The following is a 20,939-nucleotide window of genomic DNA, read 5'->3' on the forward strand; positions in this document are numbered from 1 at the left end:
AGCTACACAAAAATTCATTTGTACAAAAAATGTGAGCTAGCACAACTAATGGTTTGTGCCCAAACATAAAAAAACCGCCATAGCTTTCGCATATAGCGGTTTTTATAGTGTTTAGATTTACTTATGGCAGACGATTTAACGCATTCGCAATACTGGCAGCTTCTTGTTGCCAACCCTGCGCCAGCATTTTCACCATTTCATCATAACCATCCTGCTGCTGTTTCAGCTCGATATGAAAGGGGCGCTTAACCAATTGTCCCTGATGTTTAAGCAACCATTCGCCGCTAACAATCACTCGCCCATCATAGCGACCATGAAAACCGGTCACTGTTACGTTTAGCGTATCTTGTTCACTCCCCAACGGCTGCGATGCGACCACCCAGCCAGGCAGCTGATTGCTCAAATTGGACACCAGCGTGTTACGCAGTTGCTGATCGAGCGGGCTTGCCCATAAATTATTCGTTGCAATGACGTACTGCACATCGCTGGTTTGGTACACCACGCCATTACCCGCGAGGAAATCAGGTACCGAAACCTGCTCAACCCACAATTGCCGATTTCCCTGCTTTTGCCCGGCCATCTCCTGCACCTTTACTTGCGACGGCGAAGGCAGTTGATAGTAGCTTTTGTTATCACCACCACTACTGCAAGCTGTCAGCAACAGCGCCAGCATCGCTAATGCGCTCTTTTTCATTCTTTTGCCCTCTTCGGCTGCGGATCGGGTTTCCCTTTCGCTTCAAACACCAGCGCGTTGCTCTTATCGTTGAGCGTTTTCAGCACCGGCTGCAGTTCACGCAGCACTTGATCGAGGCGCTGCATATCCGCCACCATTTTGTTATAAGCGGCGGAGCCCGGCTGGAAGCCCTGCATACTGCGGTTGAGCTCGCGTAACGTGCTTTGCATATCTGTGGGCAATTGCTGCATCGACTGGCTGGCGGTCAATTTATTGAGGTTATCCAGTGTCGTTTGCAGACGTTTAAGCGTTTGTTGGCTTTCAGATAGCGTGCTTGTCGCCTGCTGGATCATCGGGTTCAACGGTAAATTATTGATTTTGTCTAACGTATCCATTAACCGCTGCTGGATCTGCGCCAATCCACCACTCACTGTCGGGATAATTGGATAGCCAGCAAACTCATGCATGCCGGTGATCGCGGGGGCATTATTGTAGAAGTCGAGATCAACATACAGCGCGCCAGTAACGATATTGCCGGTCTTCAACGAGCCTCGCAAACCGCGCTTCAATAGCTCATTAAGATGTGCGCTCATATCTGGATCTTCACCCAGTTGGTTCGCCAGACGTTCCGGCTCAATACGGATCAGGACAGGAATACGGTAATCATCATTCAACGCCTGGCGCATACCTTCCGTAAAGAAAGGCACCTTGCTCACCGTACCAAGGCGGATGCCGCGGAATTCAACTGGCGCGCCGGGTTGCAATCCACGGATCGAATCTTTAAAGAACATCAGATAATCAACGTGTTCGGTGTATAGCGAATCCTGAATACTGCGCTGATCGTCATACAACTTAAAGGCGCTATTTTCTGCCACCGGCTGCCCTAAATCCATCCCGTCCGGCACATCAAAGCTGACACCGCCGCCAAACAATGTCGTCAGCGACCCCATCTCGACGCGCATCCCGGCGGAGGTGAGATCGACGGCAATGCCACTGTCTTTCCAGAAACGCACATTGCTTGTCACCAGCCGATCGTTCGGCGCGTTAATGAATAACTGATAGCTCATGGTCCGTTTTTGCGTATCAAAGGTGCTGGTTTCAACGGAACCCACACGATAGCCGCGGAATAACACCGGATCACCAGCCGTTAATTGCCCCGCTTTATTGCTATCGAGGATCACGCGAATCCCCTTCGCATCCGGCGGCGCTAGCGGCGGGGAATCGAGCAAGTTATAGCGCTCCGGCGCATTGCCTTTCACACCGGGCTGAAGTTCGATATACGCGCCAGAAAGTAGCGTGCCAAGCCCGCTAATTCCTTCGCGGCCCACCTGCGGTTTCACCACCCAGAAAACCGAGTCATTATGCAGTAGCTTTTCCATGCCGGAATTAAGCCGCACTTTGATCTCAACATGGGTCAAATCATCGGTTAGCGTCGTGCTCTCCACGACACCGACATCCACACTGCGGCTTTTAATCGTCGTTTTACCACCGACAATCCCTTCGGCGTTAGTGGTGATTAGGGTGACTTCCGGGCCTTGATGGCTGTAATGATAGAAAAGGATCCAGGCCCCAATCAGCGCCGTCACAATCGGGAAAATCCACACGGGTGACCAGTTTCTCACCTTTTGCACGTTGGCTTCCCCACTCTTATTCTCCATGCTTTAACGACTCCTCATGGTGCGTTTGTGGCTCGCGATCCCAACTAAGACGGGGATCGAAAGTCATTGCCGCAAACATCGTGATAATAACGACTAGCGCAAACATCAGCGCACCCATCGCAGGATAAATATTCATCAGCCCTCCCATCCGCACCAGCGCAGACAGAACAGCAATAACAAACACGTCGATCATTGACCAACGCCCAACGAATTCCACTATTTCATAAATAAAATGCATGCGTTCACAGTCGCGCTTTCCATGCCCTTTCGCGTCAATACATAACCAGGCGATGCCAATCATTTTCAGCGTTGGCACCATAATACTGGCGATAAAGATCACTAACGCGACCGGATACGAGCCTTCGCTCCACAATAAAACCACCCCGGCCAGAATGGTCGACGGCATGCGGTCACCCAGCAGATCGGTCACCATGATGGGCAGGATATTGGCCGGTAGATAGAGCATGATGGCGGTCACCAGCAGCGCCAGCGTCCACTGGATGCTGTTGCGCCGACGCACATGGCCGTGAGTATGGCAGCGTGGACAAATGGGTTGGTCAATCGCCACTATCGCCGTACAACAAGGGCAGGATCGCAGCCCCTGGCGGATTCCGGGTACGCCGACATGCAAAGGTTGCGCAACACCGGGCGCAGGCGCAATGTCATCCCACAACCAGTGGCGATCTACGCACTGAAACGCCCGCAATTGCAGCAGACAGAACAGGCACCAGGGAATAAAACTGCTGCCGATGCCAATATCGCCATAAGCCATGAGTTTGACAAAGCTCACCAATACCCCAGCGAGGAAGATCTCTGCCATCCCCCAACTTTTCAGTTGAAATAACACGCGCGCAAGACCAATTTTCAAGCGAAAATTCATCGGCACGCGGTTAACCAACAGCAGGATCGTCACCAGACAAAACGCTGGCACAAACTGCACGAACAACAGAAAGAAAGTACCAAGGCTGGCGTAATTTTCCGAGAACATGACGCCAGGGATTTCCAGCAGCGTCACCTCACTGGCCACGCCTGCTACTTTCATGTTTACAAAGGGAAAAAGGTTGGAGAGCAACAACATAAAGAGCGCGACAATAGCATAAGCAGTGGGACGCTGCCGCGGCGCGTCCCACTCGGTCGCAAGCGTTGTCCCACAACGCGGGCAAGCCGCTTTATGTCCATGCTGGAGCGTCGGTAACGCCACCAGCATGTCACATTGCGAACAAAGAATGTGACGAGTGGCGTGGTGGTGTTCACACATACAGGCTCCCTTTATGCGCCGTTTTTCAGAGCCTCCAGATACTCCCAGCGTTCAAACGCTTCCTCAAGCGCTTGCTCCGCCGAAGCCATATCGGCTAAGACTTTCTGCGTATGGTCGTGTGGCTGGCTAAAGAAACTGGCATCGGCGACCTGCGCTTGCAAATCCCCAAGCAGCGCTTCCAGCTGTTCCAGCTTTTGCGGTAATTGTTCCAGTTCACGCTGCAGGTTATAGCTTAGTTTGCTACTGTTGCGTTTGACAGTTTCTGCTTTGGCTACCGGCGCTTCCATACTTTTTTTCGCGGCATCCTGCTTTTGCATCTGCGAAGCAGCCTGCTGACCACGGGCATCGTGGTAGCCGCCAACATACTGACCAATCTGACCTTCACCTTCGAAGATCCAGCATTCGGTCACGGTATTATCCACGAACTGACGATCGTGGCTCACCAGCAGAACCGTACCCTGATAGGCGTCGATAAGCTCTTCCAGCAGTTCCAGCGTTTCAACATCCAGATCGTTAGTCGGTTCATCGAGAATTAACAGGTTGCTGGGTTTCAGGAACAAACGCGCCAGCAACAGTCGGTTACGTTCCCCGCCTGAGAGCGCACGTACCGGCGTCATCGCCCGTTTGGGATGGAACAGGAAGTCCTGCAAGTAACCCAGAATGTGGCGCGGCTTACCGTTCACCAGCACTTCTTGCTTACCTTCAGCAAGGTTGTCCATCACCGTTTTATCCGGATCCAGCTCGGCGCGGTGCTGATCGAAATAGGCCACTTCGAGTTTGGTGCCGACATGGACACGCCCGCTATCGGCTTTGAGTTGATCCAGCATCAATTTCAGCAGCGTAGTCTTACCACAGCCGTTCGGGCCGATCAGCGCAATTTTGTCGCCGCGCTGCACTTGTGTGGAGAAGTCACGCACCAGCACTTTGCCGTCGATGCCGTAGTTGACGTCTTCCATCTCGAAAACAATCTTGCCGGAGCGGGAGGCTTCTTCCACCTGCATCTTCGCGCTGCCCATCACTTCACGGCGTTCACTGCGCTCACGACGCATTGCTTTTAACGCGCGGACGCGGCCTTCGTTGCGAGTACGACGCGCCTTGATACCCTGACGGATCCACACCTCTTCCTGCGCCAGCTTGCGATCAAACTCTGCATTTTGCAGATCTTCCACGCGCAGAGCTTCTTCTTTCTCCAGCAGATATTGATCATAATTGCCCGGGTAAGAAACCAGCTTGCCACGATCGAGGTCGACGATACGCGTCGCCATATTGCGAATAAACGAACGATCGTGAGAGATAAAAATAATGGTGCCGCCGAAAGATTTCAGGAACCCTTCCAGCCAGTCGATAGTTTCAATGTCCAGGTGGTTGGTCGGTTCGTCGAGCAGCAGCACGCGCGGGCCGCTCACCAGCGCGCGCCCTAACGCCGCCTTACGCAACCAGCCGCCGGAAAGGGCAGAGAGCGACATATCCGCCGTCAGCCCAAGCTGCGCCAGCACTTCGTTGATGCGGTTCTCCAGTTGCCACAAACCGTGGTGATCCAGCATCTCCTGCACACGCGCTAACTCGGCGAGGTTTTTATCGCTCGGATCGCTCATTACCAGGTGAGAAACCTCATGATAACGCTTGAGATACTCGGCCTGCTCTTCAATCCCTTCAGCGACAAAATCGTAGACACTGCCTGTGACATTACGCGGCGGATCCTGTTGCAGGCGCGCCACCACCAAATCTTGCTCATACACAATGCGACCGTCGTCCAGGTTAACTTCCCGGTTGAGGATCTTCATCAGTGTCGATTTCCCCGCGCCGTTACGCCCAACAAGGCACACGCGTTCGTTTTCTTCGATATGCAGCTCAGCATTATCGAGAAGAGGCGCATCGCTGAACGACAGCCACGCGCCATGCATACTGATTAATGACATTTATTTATCCTTTCAGGCTGCTGTAATCAGCCAGCAGTTGTGGATCTGACGGTTACGGGCAAAATCCTGCGACTGCGTTTTTTGGGTGATTTCTTGTGCTTTAAGACCCAGTTTCGCCAGCCCGTCGAGATCCATACGGAAACCGCGTTTGTTATTGGAAAACATAATCGTGCCGCCCTTGCGCAATAGGCGTTTGAGATCTTCCATCAGCGCCATATGGTCGCGCTGTACATCAAAAGACTCTTCCATGCGTTTGGAGTTGGAGAAGGTCGGCGGATCGATAAAGATCAGGTCGAACTGCTCATCGGTCTCCCGCAGCCAGGCTAAGCAGTCGGCCTGAATCAGGCGATGCGCGCGACCGCTCAAACCGTTGAGGCGCAGATTACGCTCAGCCCACTCCAGATAAGTGCGTGACATATCCACAGTTGTCGTCGAGCGCGCGCCACCCAGACCCGCATGCACGCTGGCGCTGCCGGTATAAGAGAAAAGATTCAGGAAATCTTTGCCCTGGCTCATTTGACCGAGCATACGGCGAGCGATACGGTGATCGAGGAACAGACCAGTATCAAGATAATCGGTCAGGTTGACCCACAGGCGAGCGTTATATTCGCTCACTTCCATGAAATCACCCTTTTCATTCATTTTCTGATACTGATTGTTGCCCTTCTGCCGTTCACGGGTTTTCAGCACCAGCTTGTTTGGCGCAATCCCCAGCACATGAATGGTGGCCGCGATGATGTCAAACAGGCGCTGACGCGCTTTTTGCGCATCAATCGTTTTTGGTGCGGCATACTCCTGCACCACCACCCAATCAGCATAGCGATCGACCGCGACGTTGTAGTCTGGCAGATCGGCATCATACAGGCGATAGCATTCGATACCTTCCTGACGCGCCCATTTCTCCAGCTTTTTAACGTTCTTACGCAGGCGATTCGCGTAATCTTCCGCCATTGCAGGCGCTTTTGCTTCGCCGGTATTTTCCGCCAGATGGTAATTTTTCTGCACACAATCCAGCGGGCCGTTTTTCGCTTTGAACTGACGCTCAGCACGAAGTTGCAGGCAGTTCAGCAGATCAACCGAGGCGCTAAACAGTGACAGATTCCAGCCACCAAATTGTGCCTTCAGCAGACGACCCAACTGGCTGTGCAGCGCAATCAGCGCTGGTTCACTCTCCAGACGCTCACCATACGGCGGGTTACTGACAACCGTACCGTAGGGACCTGCTGGCAGCGGGTTACTCAGCTCAGCAACATCTTTCGCTTCGAAGGTTACCAGCTCGCCAATCCCGGCGCGGCGGGCGTTTTTACGCGCAATATCGATGACACGCGCGTCACTGTCTGAACCGTAAAAATGGGACGCGTAATTAGCCAGCCCCTCGCGCGCACGCGTTTGTGCTTCGGCTTTCACCTCTTGCCACAGCGCTTCATCGTGCTGCGCCCAACCACCAAAACCCCAGTGACCGCGGTGCAGACCCGGCGCGCGATCGGTCGCCGCCATCGCAGCTTCAATCAACAGTGTCCCGGAACCGCACATCGGATCGAGCAGCGGAGTGCCTGGCTGCCAGCCAGAACGCATCACGATCGCGGCGGCCAGGTTTTCTTTGATCGGCGCCATACCGGTGCGATCGCGATAGCCGCGCAGGTGCAAACCTTCGCCGCTCAAATCAAGGGAGATATTCGCCGTGTCCTGGTTCAGCCAGACGTTAATACGCAGGTCCGGCATCTCACGTTCCACATTTGGACGCGGCAGGTTTTTGCGGGTAAAGCTATCGACGATCGCATCTTTTACTTTCAGCGCGCCGTACTGACTGTTACGGATTTCATCGTTCAGGCCACTAAAGTGGACGGCGAAGGTTGCGCCCGGATTAAACATCTCTGTCCAGTTGATCGCCTGCACACCAAGGTAGAGATCAAGATCGCTGTAAACCTTGCATTCCCCGAGCGGCAGCATAATGCGCGAAGCCAGACGACTCCACATCAGGCTTTGGTACAGGAGCCGCGTGTCCCCTTCAAAATGGACACCACCCTGAACAACCCGGCACTCAACAGCGCCGAGTTTTTCCAGTTCAGTTTTTAACAGCTCTTCCAGCCCGCGGGCCGTACTGGCAAACAGAGAAATCATAATCTCACTTACATTCAACGAAAATTGTTGCGCATTATAGCTAATCTGGCGTTCATGTCATAAAGTTGAGGGCTAATTTTCATCTGACAGGGGGAAGACGTGCCAACGCTTTCACGTCTTTTTATTCATCCGGTAAAATCCATGCGCGGTATCGGCCTGACACATGCGCTTGCCGACATCAGCGGCCTCGCTTTTGACCGTGTTTTTATGGTCACGCAACCCGATGGCACTTTTATTACCGCACGACAGTTTCCGCAGATGGTGCGCTTTATGCCATCACCGTTAACCGATGGTTTGCACCTGACCGCACCGGACGGCAGCAGCGCGGTGATTCGCTTTGCCGATTTTTCGCCCGAAGCCGCGCCCACGGAAGTGTGGGGTAACCACTTTACTGCGCTCATCGCGCCCGAAGAGATTAATCACTGGCTGAGCGGCTTTTTTTCGCGCGAGGTGCAATTGCGCTGGGTTGGACCTGAATTAACCCGCCGCGTCAAACGCCACGACGATGTGCCGTTATCTTTCGCTGATGGCTTTCCGTATCTGCTCGCTAATGAAGCCTCGCTGCGCGATTTACAAAGTCGTTGCCCTGCCAGCGTACAAATGGAGCAGTTTCGCCCCAACCTGGTGGTAACAGGCGCGCAACCGTGGGAAGAGGACAGCTGGAAAGTGGTGCGTATTGGCGAAGTGGTTTTCGATGTCGTGAAACCGTGCAGCCGCTGTGTGTTCACTACCGTCAGCCCGGAACGTGGGCAAAAACACCCTTCCGGTGAACCTCTCGCTACCTTACAGCGTTTTCGCACTGCGCAGGACAATGGCACCGTCGATTTTGGTCAAAACCTGATCGCGCGTAACAGCGGTGTGATTCGTGTTGGCGATGAGGTGGCGGTGTTGACCACTGCGCCAGCAAAATTATACGGCGCTGGCGAAGTGGAAGAATCACTTAACCAGGATGCGTTACCCGCAGGAACCGTGGAAATCAACTGGCAAGGTCAAACATTTCGCGGCAATAACCAACAAGTGTTGCTGGAACAGCTGGAGAACCAGGGGATTCGCGTACCCTACTCCTGCCGCGCGGGTATTTGCGGTTGCTGCCGGATCAGTTTAGTGGAAGGTGAAGTCAGTGCGCTGAAGAAATCAGCGATTGCACAGGATGGTTCAATTCTTTGTTGTAGCTGTGTGCCGAAAACATCGCTACGACTGGAGGCTTAAACCGCCTGTTCGAGTGGAATCGCATTGGAATTCAGCTGCGGTTTAAGGCGATCGTTCATTATTTTAATCGCGTCGCCCAATTGCATGGTGCGCCCGGCAATCACTACGCCGGGTTGCGCCAGCAGGCACAACGCCGCGTTCTCACCAGGCTCAACCACCAGCAGATTCACGCACTCTTGCGTATCACTCAGCCAGACGCAAGCACCTTCGCCTGTAACAGGAGACCACTGGGAATCATGCGTCATAAAGTGCCAGCTTTTCGGCATTTGCGGCTTGAGGAAGCGAATCGCTACCAGTGCATTAAGCACAAGTTCAGCGCGCTGCTCATTGGATAATGGCAAATCGCGGCATTTTTCATCAAAGGAGAAATAAAGCGCAGCATCGTCAACGCAAAAACCAGACGGCGAGAAAGCGTCTGGCGTCAACATTTTACGGGCAAAACGAGAGCGAAATAACATGCCATTGGCTAAATCGAGCATCATGCGATCATGCTCATCATCAAAATACCAGCGCCAATTATCGTCAGGTTTAATTCGCATTTTCCTCTCCCCTTCCCCTAAACATCCTGTAACTTTTTCATCCTGTTTGCCGCCTCGTTTATTACCTAAATAATAAAAGACTAAAATGTTTAAATTAGCAACAGTGGTGGAATATAAAACAACCAGGGCGGGAAATAAAGCCCTGGTTGCACAGGAAGGGATAAAAGATTAGATATGAGTAACGATTTCTTTAATCAACGGCGGACCTTTAAAAATAAAGCCCGAATAAATTTGCACCAATGACGCACCGGCGGCGATTTTCTCGCGAGCCGCTATCACCGAGTCGATGCCGCCGACGCCAATAATCGGCAAGCGCCCTTTTAATTCTTGCGACAACCGCCGAATAATTTCCGTACTTTTTAATTGCAACGGACGACCACTTAAACCACCCGTTTCGTCACAATGTTTCATTCCCTGTACCAACGATCTTTCAAGCGTGGTATTCGTGGCAATAACACCATCAATATTGTGGCGAACTAAACTATCGGCCACTTGGATCAATTCCTCTTCAGAAAGATCTGGTGCGATCTTTACGGCTACCGGAACATATTTATGATGCAAGTTTTGCAGATCGTTTTGCTTATTCTTAATTGCCGTAAGCAGATCGTCCAGCGCTTCGCCATATTGTAGCGTGCGTAAACCGGGCGTATTTGGCGAAGAAATATTAATGGCGATATAACCCGCATAAGCATAGATTTTTTCCATGCAAATCAGGTAGTCATCTTTACCCTGCTCGACGGGTGTGTCTTTATTCTTGCCAATATTAATGCCCAGAACACCGTCGAAGCGCGATTTCTTCACGTTCTCAACCAGGTTATCCACGCCAAGATTATTAAAGCCCATGCGGTTGATCAGCCCTTCAGCATCCACCAGACGGAAGATCCTCGGCTTGTCATTACCCGGCTGTGGGCGTGGCGTCACGGTACCAATTTCGATGGCGCCAAACCCCATCGCGCCCAGCGCATCTATGCACTCGCCATTTTTATCCAGCCCAGCCGCTAACCCCAACGGGTTTTTAAAGGTCAGACCCATGCATTTGACGGGTTTCTCCGGTACACGCTGACGCACGAGGGCTTCGAAAGGCGTGCCGGTAATACGCCGTAATTGCTGGAACGTTAATTCATGAGCGCGCTCTGGATCGAGCTGGAAAAGGGCTTTACGAACGAAGGGGTAGTACATGAACTCTCCTGGATTCCCGGTTGCAAACCGGGGGCGTATTATCAGTGATTACCCGGCGAAAGGGAATTGACCTGAGGCAAAAAAAGGCGATTCGACGCAATCGTTTTCTCTTACAACTCTCCTTTATGCAAATTTCAGCATTTTTTCATCGAATAAATCATTTAGCGGAATAAATCGACTCTGCCACACTGCCTTAAATTGTTATGAATGTTATCTAAAAGCAAACAATTGGTTATAAGGAGCGATTATGAGAGTTGTTACCCTGGCCGGAAGCCCACGCTTTCCTTCCCGCTCCAGCGCTTTGCTGGAGTATGCCCGCGAGCGCCTGAATGTACAGGATATCGAGGTGTATCACTGGCATTTGCAAAATTTTGCACCAGAGGATCTCATCTATGCCCGTTTCGATAGCCCCGCGTTGCAAACGTTTATTGGGCAGCTCAACGAGGCGGACGGACTGATCGTTGCGACACCGATCTATAAAGCAGCTTATTCCGGAGCCCTAAAAACGCTGCTCGACCTGCTGCCTGAGCGTGCACTGGAAGGCAAAGTGGTATTGCCGCTGGCCACTGGCGGCACCGTGGCACATATGCTGGCGGTGGATTACGCCCTGAAGCCGGTGCTCAGCGCACTGAAAGCACAAGAGATCCTGCACGGTGTTTTCGCCGATGATAGCCAGGTGCTGGATTACCAGCACAAACCCAGCCTGACACCCAATTTGCAGACCCGTCTGGATAAGGCACTGGAAACCTTCTGGCAAGCGTTGCACCGCCGGGACATTCAGGCGCCGGATTTCCACCTACCGCAAGGAGTCGCGCATGTTTAATCTATTCAAAAGCCGCACGCAATGGCTGGCGTTAAGCGGTTTATTGACGCTTTCCGCCTGGACACAGGCCGCCGAACCGGCACCGGAGAGTTTGCGTATTGGTTACCAGAAAGGCAGCGTCAGTATGGTGCTGGCAAAAAGCTATGACCTGCTGGAGAAACGCTACCCGAACACCAAAATTACCTGGACCGAATTCCCGGCAGGCCCGCAAATGCTGGAAGCGCTGAATATTGGCAGTATCGATCTCGGCAGCACGGGCGATATTCCGCCGATTTTTGCCCAAGCCGCTGGCGCGGATCTGCTGTATGTCGGCGTTGAGCCGCCAAAGCCGAAAGCAGAGGTGATCCTTGTTGCCCAAAACAGCCCGATCAAAACAGTTGCCGACCTGAAAGGGCATAAAGTCGCTTTCCAGAAGGGTTCCAGTTCGCACAATTTACTGCTGCGCGCGCTGCAACAGGCCGGGCTGAAATTCAGCGATATTCAGCCGGTGTTCCTGACACCTGCAGATGCACGTGCCGCGTTCCAGCAAGGTAACGTTGATGCATGGGCTATTTGGGATCCTTACTACTCGGCGGCACTGTTGCAGGGTGGCGTGCGTGTATTAAAAGACGGCACCACGCTGAAACAGACCGGCTCCTTCTATTTGGCCTCGCGTCCCTATGCAGAAAAGAATGGTGCATTTATTCAGGGCGTTCTGGATACGTTTAGCGAAGCCGACGCGTTGACGCTTAGCCAGCGTGACGAAAGCATCGCGCTGTTTGCCAAAACGCTGGGACTGCCCCAGCCGGTGATTGCCACCTATTTCGATCACCGCCCACCAACAAAAATCTCGCCGGTCGATGAAACCACCGCCGCACTGCAACAGCAAACGGCCGATCTCTTTTATGAGAACCGTTTGCTACCGAAAAAAGTCGATATTCGCACCCGCATCTGGCAACCGGCCAAACAAGGAGCCAAGTCATGAGTTTAAATCTGTTCTGGTTTTTACCCACCCACGGTGATGGTCACTATTTAGGTACCGACCACGGCTCGCGCCCGGTAGATCATGCTTATTTGCAACAGGTCGCTCAGGCTGCGGATCGTTTAGGGTTCAGCGGGGTACTGATCCCCACCGGGCGCTCGTGTGAAGATGCCTGGCTGGTCGCCGCCTCGCTTATCCCGGTGACACAGCGATTGAAGTTTCTTGTCGCCCTGCGCCCCAGCGTTACATCACCGACTGTCGCTGCGCGCCAGGCGGCTACGCTGGACAGGCTCTCAAATGGACGTGCGTTGTTTAACCTGGTGACCGGCAGCGATCCGCAAGAACTGGCCGGAGACGGCGTGTTTCTCGATCATACGCAGCGTTATGAAGCCTCTTCGGAATTTACCCACGTCTGGCGGCGTCTGCTGGAAGGCGACACCGTTGACTTCGACGGTAAACATATCCATGTGCGCGGCGCAAAACTCTTTTTCCCACCGGTGCAGCAGCCACGTCCGCCGCTCTATTTCGGCGGATCGTCCGATGTAGCACAAGATCTGGCCGCTGAGCAGGTTGACCTCTATCTGACGTGGGGCGAACCGCCTGAGCAGGTAAAAGAAAAAATTGAACAGGTGCGCGCCAAAGCCGCGGCTCACGGGCGTAAAGTGCGCTTCGGTATTCGCCTGCATGTGATTGTCCGGGAAACGAATGCAGAAGCCTGGCAGGCGGCGAACAACCTGATCGCCCATCTGGATGATGCCACGATTGCTAAAGCACAGGCCGCTTTCTCGCGTCAGGATTCCGTTGGTCAACAGCGGATGGCGGCGCTTCATGGCGGCAAACGCGATCAACTGGAGATCAGCCCCAACTTGTGGGCTGGCGTTGGGCTGGTGCGCGGCGGCGCGGGAACCGCGCTGGTGGGTGATGGCCCGACCGTCGCGGCAAGAATCAATGAATACGCCGCCCTCGGCATCGACAGCTTTATTCTTTCCGGCTATCCACATCTGGAAGAGGCATATCGCGTCGGCGAACTGCTGTTCCCGCATCTTGATGTCGCGGTTCCGCAAATTCCGCAGCCACAGCCGTTGCAACTGCAGGGCGAAACGGTGGCGAACGAATTTATTCCCCGTAAAGTGGCGCAAAGCTGAGGTAATTATGGCAGCAGAAAAGAAATGGCTACTGCACATTGCCCCCTGGCTGCTGCCTGCAGGGGTTGTGGTGGTGTGGCAAGTCGCTTCCTCCACCGGCTTGCTCTCCACGCGGATCCTTCCCTCGCCGGAAGGTGTGCTGGAAGCGTTCTGGACATTAAGCGTAAGCGGTGAATTGTGGCAACACCTGGCGATCAGCTCCTGGCGTGCAGCGATTGGTTTCTCAATTGGCGGCAGTATCGGCCTGACACTTGGGTTGATTAGTGGTCTGTCGCGCTGGGGAGAACGCCTGCTGGATACTTCTATCCAGATGCTGCGCAATGTGCCGCATCTGGCACTGATCCCACTGGTTATCTTGTGGTTTGGTATTGATGAGAGCGCGAAGATATTCCTCGTTGCGCTTGGCACCTTGTTCCCCATTTATATCAATACCTGGCACGGCATCCGCAACATCGACCGGGGATTACTGGAGATGGCACGCAGTTACGGTTTGTCCGGTTTTTCCCTCTTTGCCCATGTGATCCTGCCCGGCGCTCTGCCGTCGATTATGGTTGGCGTACGCTTTGCGCTCGGCCTGATGTGGCTGACGCTGATTGTAGCCGAGACGATTTCCGCCAATGCCGGGATTGGCTACCTGGCCATGAATGCACGTGAGTTCCTGCAGACCGATGTTGTCGTGGTAGCCATTATTCTCTACGCCCTGCTCGGCAAACTGGCAGATGTGAGTGCCCAGTTGCTGGAGCGTCTGTGGCTACGCTGGCATCCCGCTTACCATATCAAGGAGGCAACAGCATGAACACTGCGCGACTCACTCAGGGGATCCCGCTGTTATTGAACGGCGTGAGTAAGCACTACGGCAATAACACCGTGCTGAGCGGGCTGGATCTGCATATTGGCGCCGGGCAGTTTGTCGCCGTGGTAGGCCGCAGCGGCGGAGGCAAAAGCACGCTGCTGCGCCTGCTGGCCGGGCTGGAAACCGCCAATGCAGGAGAACTGCTGGCAGGCAATACGCCGCTGGCGAACATTCAAAACGACACGCGAATGATGTTTCAGGATGCCCGGCTGCTGCCATGGAAATCAGTGATAGATAATGTCGGTTTAGGGTTGAAAGGCCGCTGGCGGGAAGCTGCGCAGGATGCGTTACGCGCGGTCGGGCTGGAAAAACGAGCCAGCGAGTGGCCTGCGGCGTTGTCCGGCGGTCAGAAACAGCGGGTCGCGCTGGCACGTGCGCTGGTACATCAACCGGGGTTGTTACTGCTGGACGAACCATTAGGCGCGCTGGATGCGTTAACCCGGCTGGAGATGCAGGCACTCATCACACAGTTATGGCAGGCACACGGGTTCACCGTGGTACTGGTGACACATGATGTCAGTGAAGCAGTGGCAATGGCGGATCGCGTGCTGCTAATAGAAGATGGAAAAATCGGGCTGGACTTAGCCGTCGATCTGCCGCGTCCACGCCGCCTGGGATCGGTGAGGCTGGCAGAACTGGAAGCGGAAGTATTGAACCGGGTGATGAAACGCAGCGAGTCGGAAACCGTTCCGTTACCTCAAACTCGTCACGCTTAATGTTCTCTGTATTAACCGGCACAGGTCCGCCCATTAAGGCTTATTGCTTACGGCAAACCACGCTCTGTCGGCGTGATCAGCCACCGGTTTGGGTTCTGTCTGGTTGGCTTTGGGGTTAAATCACGAACTGGCAGACGCTTCTTTATAACGGTCTCGACGCGCCCTTTGCGGGGGAAATTATTGCCGCCTTCGGTGAAGGCGGCATTTTTATTACGCCAGTGCTTTGCTGACTTTCTCGTACAGATCGCCGGAAAGGTTCGGCAACGCTTTTAACTGCTCCAGCGCCGCACGCATCATCGCCTGACGTTTAGCGTCATAGCGTTTCAGGCGGATCAGCGGCTCAATCAGACGCGATGCTACTTGTGGGTTGCGGCTGTTCAGCTCAGTGAGCATTTCAGCCAGGAACTGATAACCGCTACCATCCAGCGCATGGAACGCTGCCGGGTTGCTGCCGGCAAAAGCGCCAATCAACGAGCGGATGCGGTTCGGGTTGCTGAGGGTGAACGAGCGGTGTTTCAGTAGGCTGCGCACCGTTTGCAGTACATCTTCCGCCGGGCTGGTAGCCTGCAGGATAAACCATTTATCCATCACCAGACCGTCGTGATGCCATTTGTCATCGTACTCCTGCATCAGCACCTCGCGGCATGGCAGCTGTGCGGCAACTGCCGCTGAGAGCGCCGCCAGCGCATCCGTCATGTTATCCGCACTGTGATACTGCTGGCTCACCAGTTTGTCTGCCAGTTGCGCATCGCCAAACGCCAGGTAGCGCAGACAAGTGTTGCGCAAGGAACGTTTGCCGATATCCGCATGTTCAACGCGGTAGCTATCGAGTTTGTGCGCGTTATACACAGCCAGACACTCATCGGCGAGTTCGGTGGCAAGCGTGCGCGTCAGCGCTTCACGTACCGCTGCGATGGCCACAGGATCGATGGTTTCAAATAGCTCGGCGATCTCATTTGCCGACGGCAGCGTTAGGATCTCCGCAGCCAGCGCTGGATCAATCGTCTCGTCCAGCAGGATCGCGCGAAAAGCATCCGCGACATGCAGTGGCAGCGACAGCGCCTGGCCTTGTTGGTGGCGCGCAACGTTCAGCTTAATATGCGTTGCCAGCAGGCTTTGCGCCGCGTCCCAGCGGGAGAAATCGTTACTTGCGTGGCGCATCAGGAAGGTGAGTTGCTGATCGCTCCACTTATATTCCAGCTTCACCGGCGCGGAGAATTCACGCAGCAGCGACGGCACCGGCTGGAAATAGACATTATCAAAGATAAACGTCTGCTCCGCCTGAGTGACGTTCAGGACGTGATGCACCGGATGACCGTCTTTCTGCAACGGGATCACTTTACCTTCGTTATCGTACAGTTCGATATCGAACGGAATGTGCAGCGGCTGTTTGTCTTGCTGCTCGGCAGTCGGCGGCGTGCGCTGGCTAATGGTCAGCGTATATTGTTCGGTGTTCGGGTTGTAATCATCGTGCACCGTAACCACCGGCGTACCGGCCTGGCTGTACCAGCGGCGGAAATGCGACAAGTCAATATTCGACGCATCTTCCATGGCCTGCACGAAATCATCGCAGGTCGCTGCGCTACCGTCATGACGCTCAAAATAGAGCTGCATCCCTTTCTGGAAATTCTCTTCGCCAAGCAGCGTATGCATCATGCGAATCACTTCCGCGCCCTTTTCATACACCGTCAGGGTGTAGAAGTTATTCATTTCAATGACTTTATCCGGGCGGATCGGGTGCGCCATCGGGCTAGCGTCTTCAGCGAACTGCATACCGCGCATGGTGCGCACGTTATTGATGCGGTTTACCGCACGGGAACCCAGATCAGAGCTGAACTCCTGATCGCGGAACACCGTCAGGCCTTCTTTCAGGCTGAGCTGGAACCAGTCGCGGCAGGTCACTCGGTTACCGGTCCAGTTATGGAAGTATTCGTGACCAATTACGCGCTCAATATCAAGGTAGTCTTTATCGGTAGCGGTATCGGTGCGGGCAAGCACGTATTTCGAGTTGAAGATGTTCAACCCTTTGTTCTCCATGGCACCCATATTGAAGAAGTCGACAGCGACAATCATATAAATGTCGAGATCGTATTCGAGGCCGAAACGCTCTTCGTCCCATTTCATGGAATTTTTCAGTGAGGTCATCGCCCACGGCGCACGATCGAGATTGCCGCGATCGACATACAGCTCCAGCGCCACTTCACGCCCGGAACGGGTGGTGAACGTGTCTCGCAGAACGTCGAAATCTCCGGCGACCAGCGCAAACAGATAGCAGGGTTTCGGGAACGGATCCTGCCACTGTACCCAGTGACGACCATTTTCCAGCTCGCCCTGATCAACGCGGTTGCCGTTAGAGAGCAAGAACGGATAGCGGGTTTTATCGGCAATCAGCTTGGTGGTAAAACGCGCCAGCACATCCGGGCGGTCAAGATACCAGGTAATATGGCGGAAGCCTTCCGCTTCACACTGCGTGCACAGCGCTTCACCGGACTGGTACAGCCCTTCGAGCGCAGTGTTCGCGGCCGGGCTTATCTCATTCACAATGCGCAAGGTAAAACGCTCTGGCAAGCCATCGATCACCAGTTGGGAGCCTTCTTCTTTATAGTTGGTCCAGGGCTCATCATTTACGTGAATGGAAATCAGGGTCAGCTCGCCGCCATCCAGGCGCAGCGGCACAGCAGAGGCGCTATGGCGTGACACTTTGCTCAGCGCGGTGACGACGGTTTTGGCGGCGTCAAGGTCAAAGGTCAAGTCAATATCGCTAATCAGGTAGTCCGGCGCACGGTAGTCGTGGCGGTATTTGGCTTGTGGCTGTTGTGTCATAAAAAACCTTTAGCATCTTCTGTTGGTTACGACTCCAGTCTATTCCGGTTGCCGCAAACGTGCCACGCAGAATCTTCATCTTTTCAGAGGGAAAAGCTCTGTCTGCTACATTTTTATAACAGGAGGCACGAAATGCCATCGACCCGTTCTGTGCGTTATGGTGTGATCAGGGTTCAATAACCTGGTAAACAAGGTATACTCCAGCGACTATTTGCTTTGTTTATTGTACTAAACGCTCCTGTAAGAGGATGCTACTGCGCACCATGACTCAACTCGCTTTCTCTGGGCTGCAAACGCTGCTGGATACCGACGCTTACAAGCTGCACATGCAACAAGCGGTGTTCCACCACTATTATGACGTGCATGTCACGGCTGAATTCCGCTGTCGCGGTGATGACCTGCTCGGTATTTATGCCGATGCCGTCCGCGAACAGGTCGAGGCCATGCAGTCGTTGCGTCTGCAAGATGACGAGTATCTGTGGCTGTCCGGCCTCCCCTTCTTCCAGCCTGACTACCTTAACTGGCTACGTCATTTTCGTTACGACCCGCGCCAGGTCACGATTACTAACGACAACGGCAAGCTGCATATCAGCCTTTCCGGCCCGTGGCGTGAAGTGATCATGTGGGAAGTACCGCTGCTGGCCGTGATCAGTGAAGTGGTTCATCGCTGCCGTTCGCCGCAGACAGGCGTTCAGCAGGCTCTACTGCATCTGGAAGAGAAGCTGGCGGATTTTGCTGCGCGCACCGCGCAGGTTGATATGTCCGGTTTCCGTCTGATGGATTTCGGTACGCGCCGCCGTTTCTCCCGCGATGTACAACTAGCCATAGTCGAACGGTTGCAACAAGAACCCTGGTTTATTGGTACCAGTAATTATGACCTGGCCCGCCGCCTGTCGCTGACCCCCATGGGCACCCAGGCGCATGAATGGTTCCAGGCACACCAACAGATCAGCCCCGATTTGGCCACCAGCCAGCGCGCGGCGCTCGCGGCATGGCTCGAAGAGTATCCAAACCAATTGGGGATTGCGTTAACAGACTGTATTACGATGGATGCGTTTTTACGTGACTTCGGCCCGGAATTCGCAACCCGTTACCAGGGGCTGCGCCATGATTCTGGCGATCCAGTGGAATGGGGTGAAAAAGCCATTGCCCACTATGAGAAGCTCGGCATCGATCCTCTGTCGAAGACGCTGATATTCTCGGACAATCTCGATCTGAACAAAGCGCTGGATCTCTATTGCCACTTTGCCGAGCACGTCAAGCTGGGCTTTGGTATCGGGACACGCCTGACGTGTGATATTCCCGGCCTGAAACCGCTGAATATTGTTATCAAACTCGTTGAATGCAACGGAAAACCGGTGGCGAAATTATCCGACAGCCCCGGCAAAACTATCTGCCACGACAAGGCGTTTGTCCGCGCACTACGCGAAGCATTTGACCTGCCGCAGGTCAAAAAAGCCAGTTAATCACCGGGAGCCTGAAGGCTCCCTTCTTTTTTGCCGATAATTTATTAATTGTTCCTGCGAATTCTGCTTGTCTGATGGCGTACGCCAGGTAACATAGATATCCCCCCTTATCGGGCGGACAAGTGTTTATTTTTTCCGACTATTAACAGAGAGAATATTATGAGCGTTGTGCCTGTAGCCGACGTATTCCATAGCCGCGTTGCCGTTGACAGTGAAGTCACCGTACGCGGATGGGTACGCACCCGCCGAGATTCTAAAGCTGGTATCTCCTTCCTCGCCGTTTATGACGGCTCCTGCTTTAATCCTGTACAGGCCGTTATTAATAATTCTCTGCCCAATTACAATCAGGACATTTTACGCCTGACCACAGGTTGCTCGGTGATTGTGACCGGTAAAGTTGTGGCCTCACCGGGCGAAGGCCAAAGCCTTGAGATTCAGGCGACCTCTGTCGAAGTCACCGGCTGGGTTGAAGATCCGGATACCTACCCGATGGCGGCCAAACGCCACAGCATTGAGTATCTGCGCGAAGTTGCCCATTTGCGCCCGCGCACCAACCTGATTGGCGCGGTTGCGCGCGTTCGCCACACGCTGGCGCAGGCGCTGCATCGCTTCTTTGACGAACAAGGTTTCTTCTGGGTCTCCTCGCCGCTTATCACCGCGTCAGATACCGAAGGTGCAGGCGAAATGTTCCGCGTCTCCACGCTGGATATGGAAAACCTGCCACGTACCGCGGAAGGCAAAGTTGATTTTGATAAAGATTTCTTTGGCAAAGAAGCGTTCCTGACCGTTTCCGGCCAGTTGAATGCGGAAACCTATGCCTGCGCCCTGTCCAAGGTTTATACCTTCGGCCCGACTTTCCGCGCGGAGAACTCCAACACCAGCCGCCACCTGGCTGAGTTCTGGATGCTGGAACCGGAAATCGCTTTCGCCGATCTCGACGATAACGCCCGTCTGGCTGAAGCGATGCTGAAATACGCCTTTAAAGCGGTTCTGGAAGAGCGTCTGGATGATTTGAAATTCTTTGAAGAGCGTGTGGACAAAGACGCGATTGGCCGTCTGGAGCGTTTCATTGCGGCCGATTTCGCCCAGGTTGATTACACCGATGCGGTCGCCATTCTCGAAAAATGCGGAGAGAAGTTCGAGAACCCGGTTTATTGGGGCGTTGACCTGGCTTCTGAACATGAACGTTACCTGGCCGAGAAACACTTCAAAGCGCCGGTGGTGGTGAAAAACTATCCGAAAGATATCAAAGCCTTCTATATGCGCCTTAACGAAGATGGCAAAACCGTGGCGGCGATGGACGTGCTGGCACCGGGTATCGGTGAAATCATCGGCGGTTCGCAGCGTGAAGAGCGTCTTGATGTCCTGGATGCCCGTATGGCGGAAATGGGACTGAATAAAGAAGACTACTGGTGGTATCGCGATCTGCGTCGTTACGGCACAGTACCGCACTCCGGTTTCGGTCTCGGTTTTGAACGCCTGATTGCCTATGTGACCGGCGTACAGAACGTGCGTGATGTAATTCCATTCCCGCGCACGCCACGCAGCGCAACGTTCTGATGTTCTAAAGGCCAGTGTTATCGCTGGCCTTTTTCA

General features: G+C 53.9%; 16 protein-coding genes. 8 read left to right on the plus strand and 8 right to left on the minus strand.

What is annotated here, in order from left to right:
* Positions 1–121: 121 nt before the first annotated feature.
* From pqiC to rlmKL, 5 genes are read right to left on the minus strand one after another with little or no spacing between them, the layout of a single operon-like run.
* On the minus strand, positions 122–694 hold the full coding sequence (gene pqiC / locus ACFX4O_RS01115; protein ID WP_380206696.1) for a membrane integrity-associated transporter subunit PqiC: 573 nt from the start codon (positions 692–694) through the stop codon (positions 122–124).
* Positions 691–2,331, minus strand: a complete 1,641-nt coding sequence (gene pqiB / locus ACFX4O_RS01120) for an intermembrane transport protein PqiB (protein WP_131411019.1) — start codon at positions 2,329–2,331, stop codon at positions 691–693. The genes pqiC and pqiB overlap by 4 nt, the downstream gene beginning before the upstream one ends.
* Positions 2,321–3,589, minus strand: coding sequence for a membrane integrity-associated transporter subunit PqiA (gene pqiA, locus ACFX4O_RS01125; protein ID WP_380206698.1), 1,269 nt, complete (start codon positions 3,587–3,589; stop codon positions 2,321–2,323). Before pqiA ends, pqiB begins: the two co-directional genes overlap by 11 nt.
* An 11-nt stretch (positions 3,590–3,600) precedes the next feature.
* Complete coding sequence (locus ACFX4O_RS01130; RefSeq protein ID WP_380206700.1) at positions 3,601–5,508, minus strand: ABC transporter ATP-binding protein; 1,908 nt, start codon at positions 5,506–5,508, stop codon at positions 3,601–3,603.
* Between the two features lie 12 nt (positions 5,509–5,520).
* Positions 5,521–7,629 (minus strand): bifunctional 23S rRNA (guanine(2069)-N(7))-methyltransferase RlmK/23S rRNA (guanine(2445)-N(2))-methyltransferase RlmL, encoded by a 2,109-nt coding sequence (gene rlmKL / locus ACFX4O_RS01135; protein ID WP_380206702.1) that lies wholly within the window; start codon positions 7,627–7,629, stop codon positions 5,521–5,523.
* 99 nt (positions 7,630–7,728) lie between these two features.
* Here rlmKL and ACFX4O_RS01140 point away from each other — a divergent pair, with 99 nt between their 5' ends.
* The gene (locus ACFX4O_RS01140) at positions 7,729–8,838 is read left to right on the plus strand and encodes a YcbX family protein (protein ID WP_380206704.1); all 1,110 of its coding nucleotides are present in this window, start codon (positions 7,729–7,731) and stop codon (positions 8,836–8,838) included.
* Here the strand turns inward: ACFX4O_RS01140 and zapC are convergent.
* Together zapC and pyrD are read right to left on the minus strand one after the other, a co-directional pair.
* The gene (gene zapC / locus ACFX4O_RS01145) at positions 8,835–9,377 is read right to left on the minus strand and encodes a cell division protein ZapC (protein ID WP_131411009.1); all 543 of its coding nucleotides are present in this window, start codon (positions 9,375–9,377) and stop codon (positions 8,835–8,837) included. The genes ACFX4O_RS01140 and zapC overlap by 4 nt on opposite strands.
* 168 nt (positions 9,378–9,545) lie before the next feature.
* Complete coding sequence (pyrD, locus tag ACFX4O_RS01150; RefSeq protein WP_131411007.1) at positions 9,546–10,556, minus strand: quinone-dependent dihydroorotate dehydrogenase; 1,011 nt, start codon at positions 10,554–10,556, stop codon at positions 9,546–9,548.
* A 247-nt stretch (positions 10,557–10,803) separates the two neighbouring features.
* Between pyrD and ssuE the strand changes: the two genes are divergently transcribed.
* From ssuE to ssuB, 5 genes are read left to right on the plus strand one after another with little or no spacing between them, the layout of a single operon-like run.
* Positions 10,804–11,379, plus strand: coding sequence for an NADPH-dependent FMN reductase (gene ssuE / locus ACFX4O_RS01155; protein ID WP_131411005.1), 576 nt, complete (start codon positions 10,804–10,806; stop codon positions 11,377–11,379).
* Positions 11,372–12,343 carry a sulfonate ABC transporter substrate-binding protein gene (locus ACFX4O_RS01160; protein WP_131411003.1) on the plus strand — a complete coding sequence of 324 codons (972 nt, stop codon included), beginning with the start codon at positions 11,372–11,374 and terminating at the stop codon, positions 12,341–12,343. The genes ssuE and ACFX4O_RS01160 overlap by 8 nt, the downstream gene beginning before the upstream one ends.
* Positions 12,340–13,485 carry an FMNH2-dependent alkanesulfonate monooxygenase gene (gene ssuD, locus ACFX4O_RS01165; protein WP_131411001.1) on the plus strand — a complete coding sequence of 382 codons (1,146 nt, stop codon included), beginning with the start codon at positions 12,340–12,342 and terminating at the stop codon, positions 13,483–13,485. The genes ACFX4O_RS01160 and ssuD overlap by 4 nt, the downstream gene beginning before the upstream one ends.
* Before the next feature lie 7 nt (positions 13,486–13,492).
* Positions 13,493–14,281: an aliphatic sulfonate ABC transporter permease SsuC gene (gene ssuC, locus ACFX4O_RS01170; protein ID WP_380206708.1), complete on the plus strand. Its 789-nt coding sequence runs from the start codon at positions 13,493–13,495 to the stop codon at positions 14,279–14,281.
* The gene (gene ssuB / locus ACFX4O_RS01175; RefSeq protein WP_380206710.1) at positions 14,278–15,054 is read left to right on the plus strand and encodes an aliphatic sulfonates ABC transporter ATP-binding protein; all 777 of its coding nucleotides are present in this window, start codon (positions 14,278–14,280) and stop codon (positions 15,052–15,054) included. Before ssuC ends, ssuB begins: the two co-directional genes overlap by 4 nt.
* Positions 15,055–15,264: 210 nt before the next feature.
* On the opposite strand, the gene pepN is transcribed toward ssuB, so the two are convergent.
* Positions 15,265–17,877 (minus strand): aminopeptidase N, encoded by a 2,613-nt coding sequence (gene pepN / locus ACFX4O_RS01180; protein WP_380206712.1) that lies wholly within the window; start codon positions 17,875–17,877, stop codon positions 15,265–15,267.
* Positions 17,878–18,140: 263 nt separating this feature from the next.
* Here pepN and pncB point away from each other — a divergent pair, with 263 nt between their 5' ends.
* On the plus strand, positions 18,141–19,343 hold the full coding sequence (pncB, locus tag ACFX4O_RS01185) for a nicotinate phosphoribosyltransferase (protein WP_380206714.1): 1,203 nt from the start codon (positions 18,141–18,143) through the stop codon (positions 19,341–19,343).
* 159 nt (positions 19,344–19,502) lie between these two features.
* A complete protein-coding gene (gene asnS, locus ACFX4O_RS01190) occupies positions 19,503–20,903 on the plus strand; it encodes an asparagine--tRNA ligase (protein ID WP_380206716.1) in 1,401 nt (466 codons plus the stop codon).
* Positions 20,904–20,939 lie beyond the last annotated feature (36 nt).

The organism is Kosakonia sp. YIM B13571, from assembly GCF_042788095.1.
Lineage (GTDB): Bacteria > Pseudomonadota > Gammaproteobacteria > Enterobacterales > Enterobacteriaceae > Kosakonia > Kosakonia quasisacchari.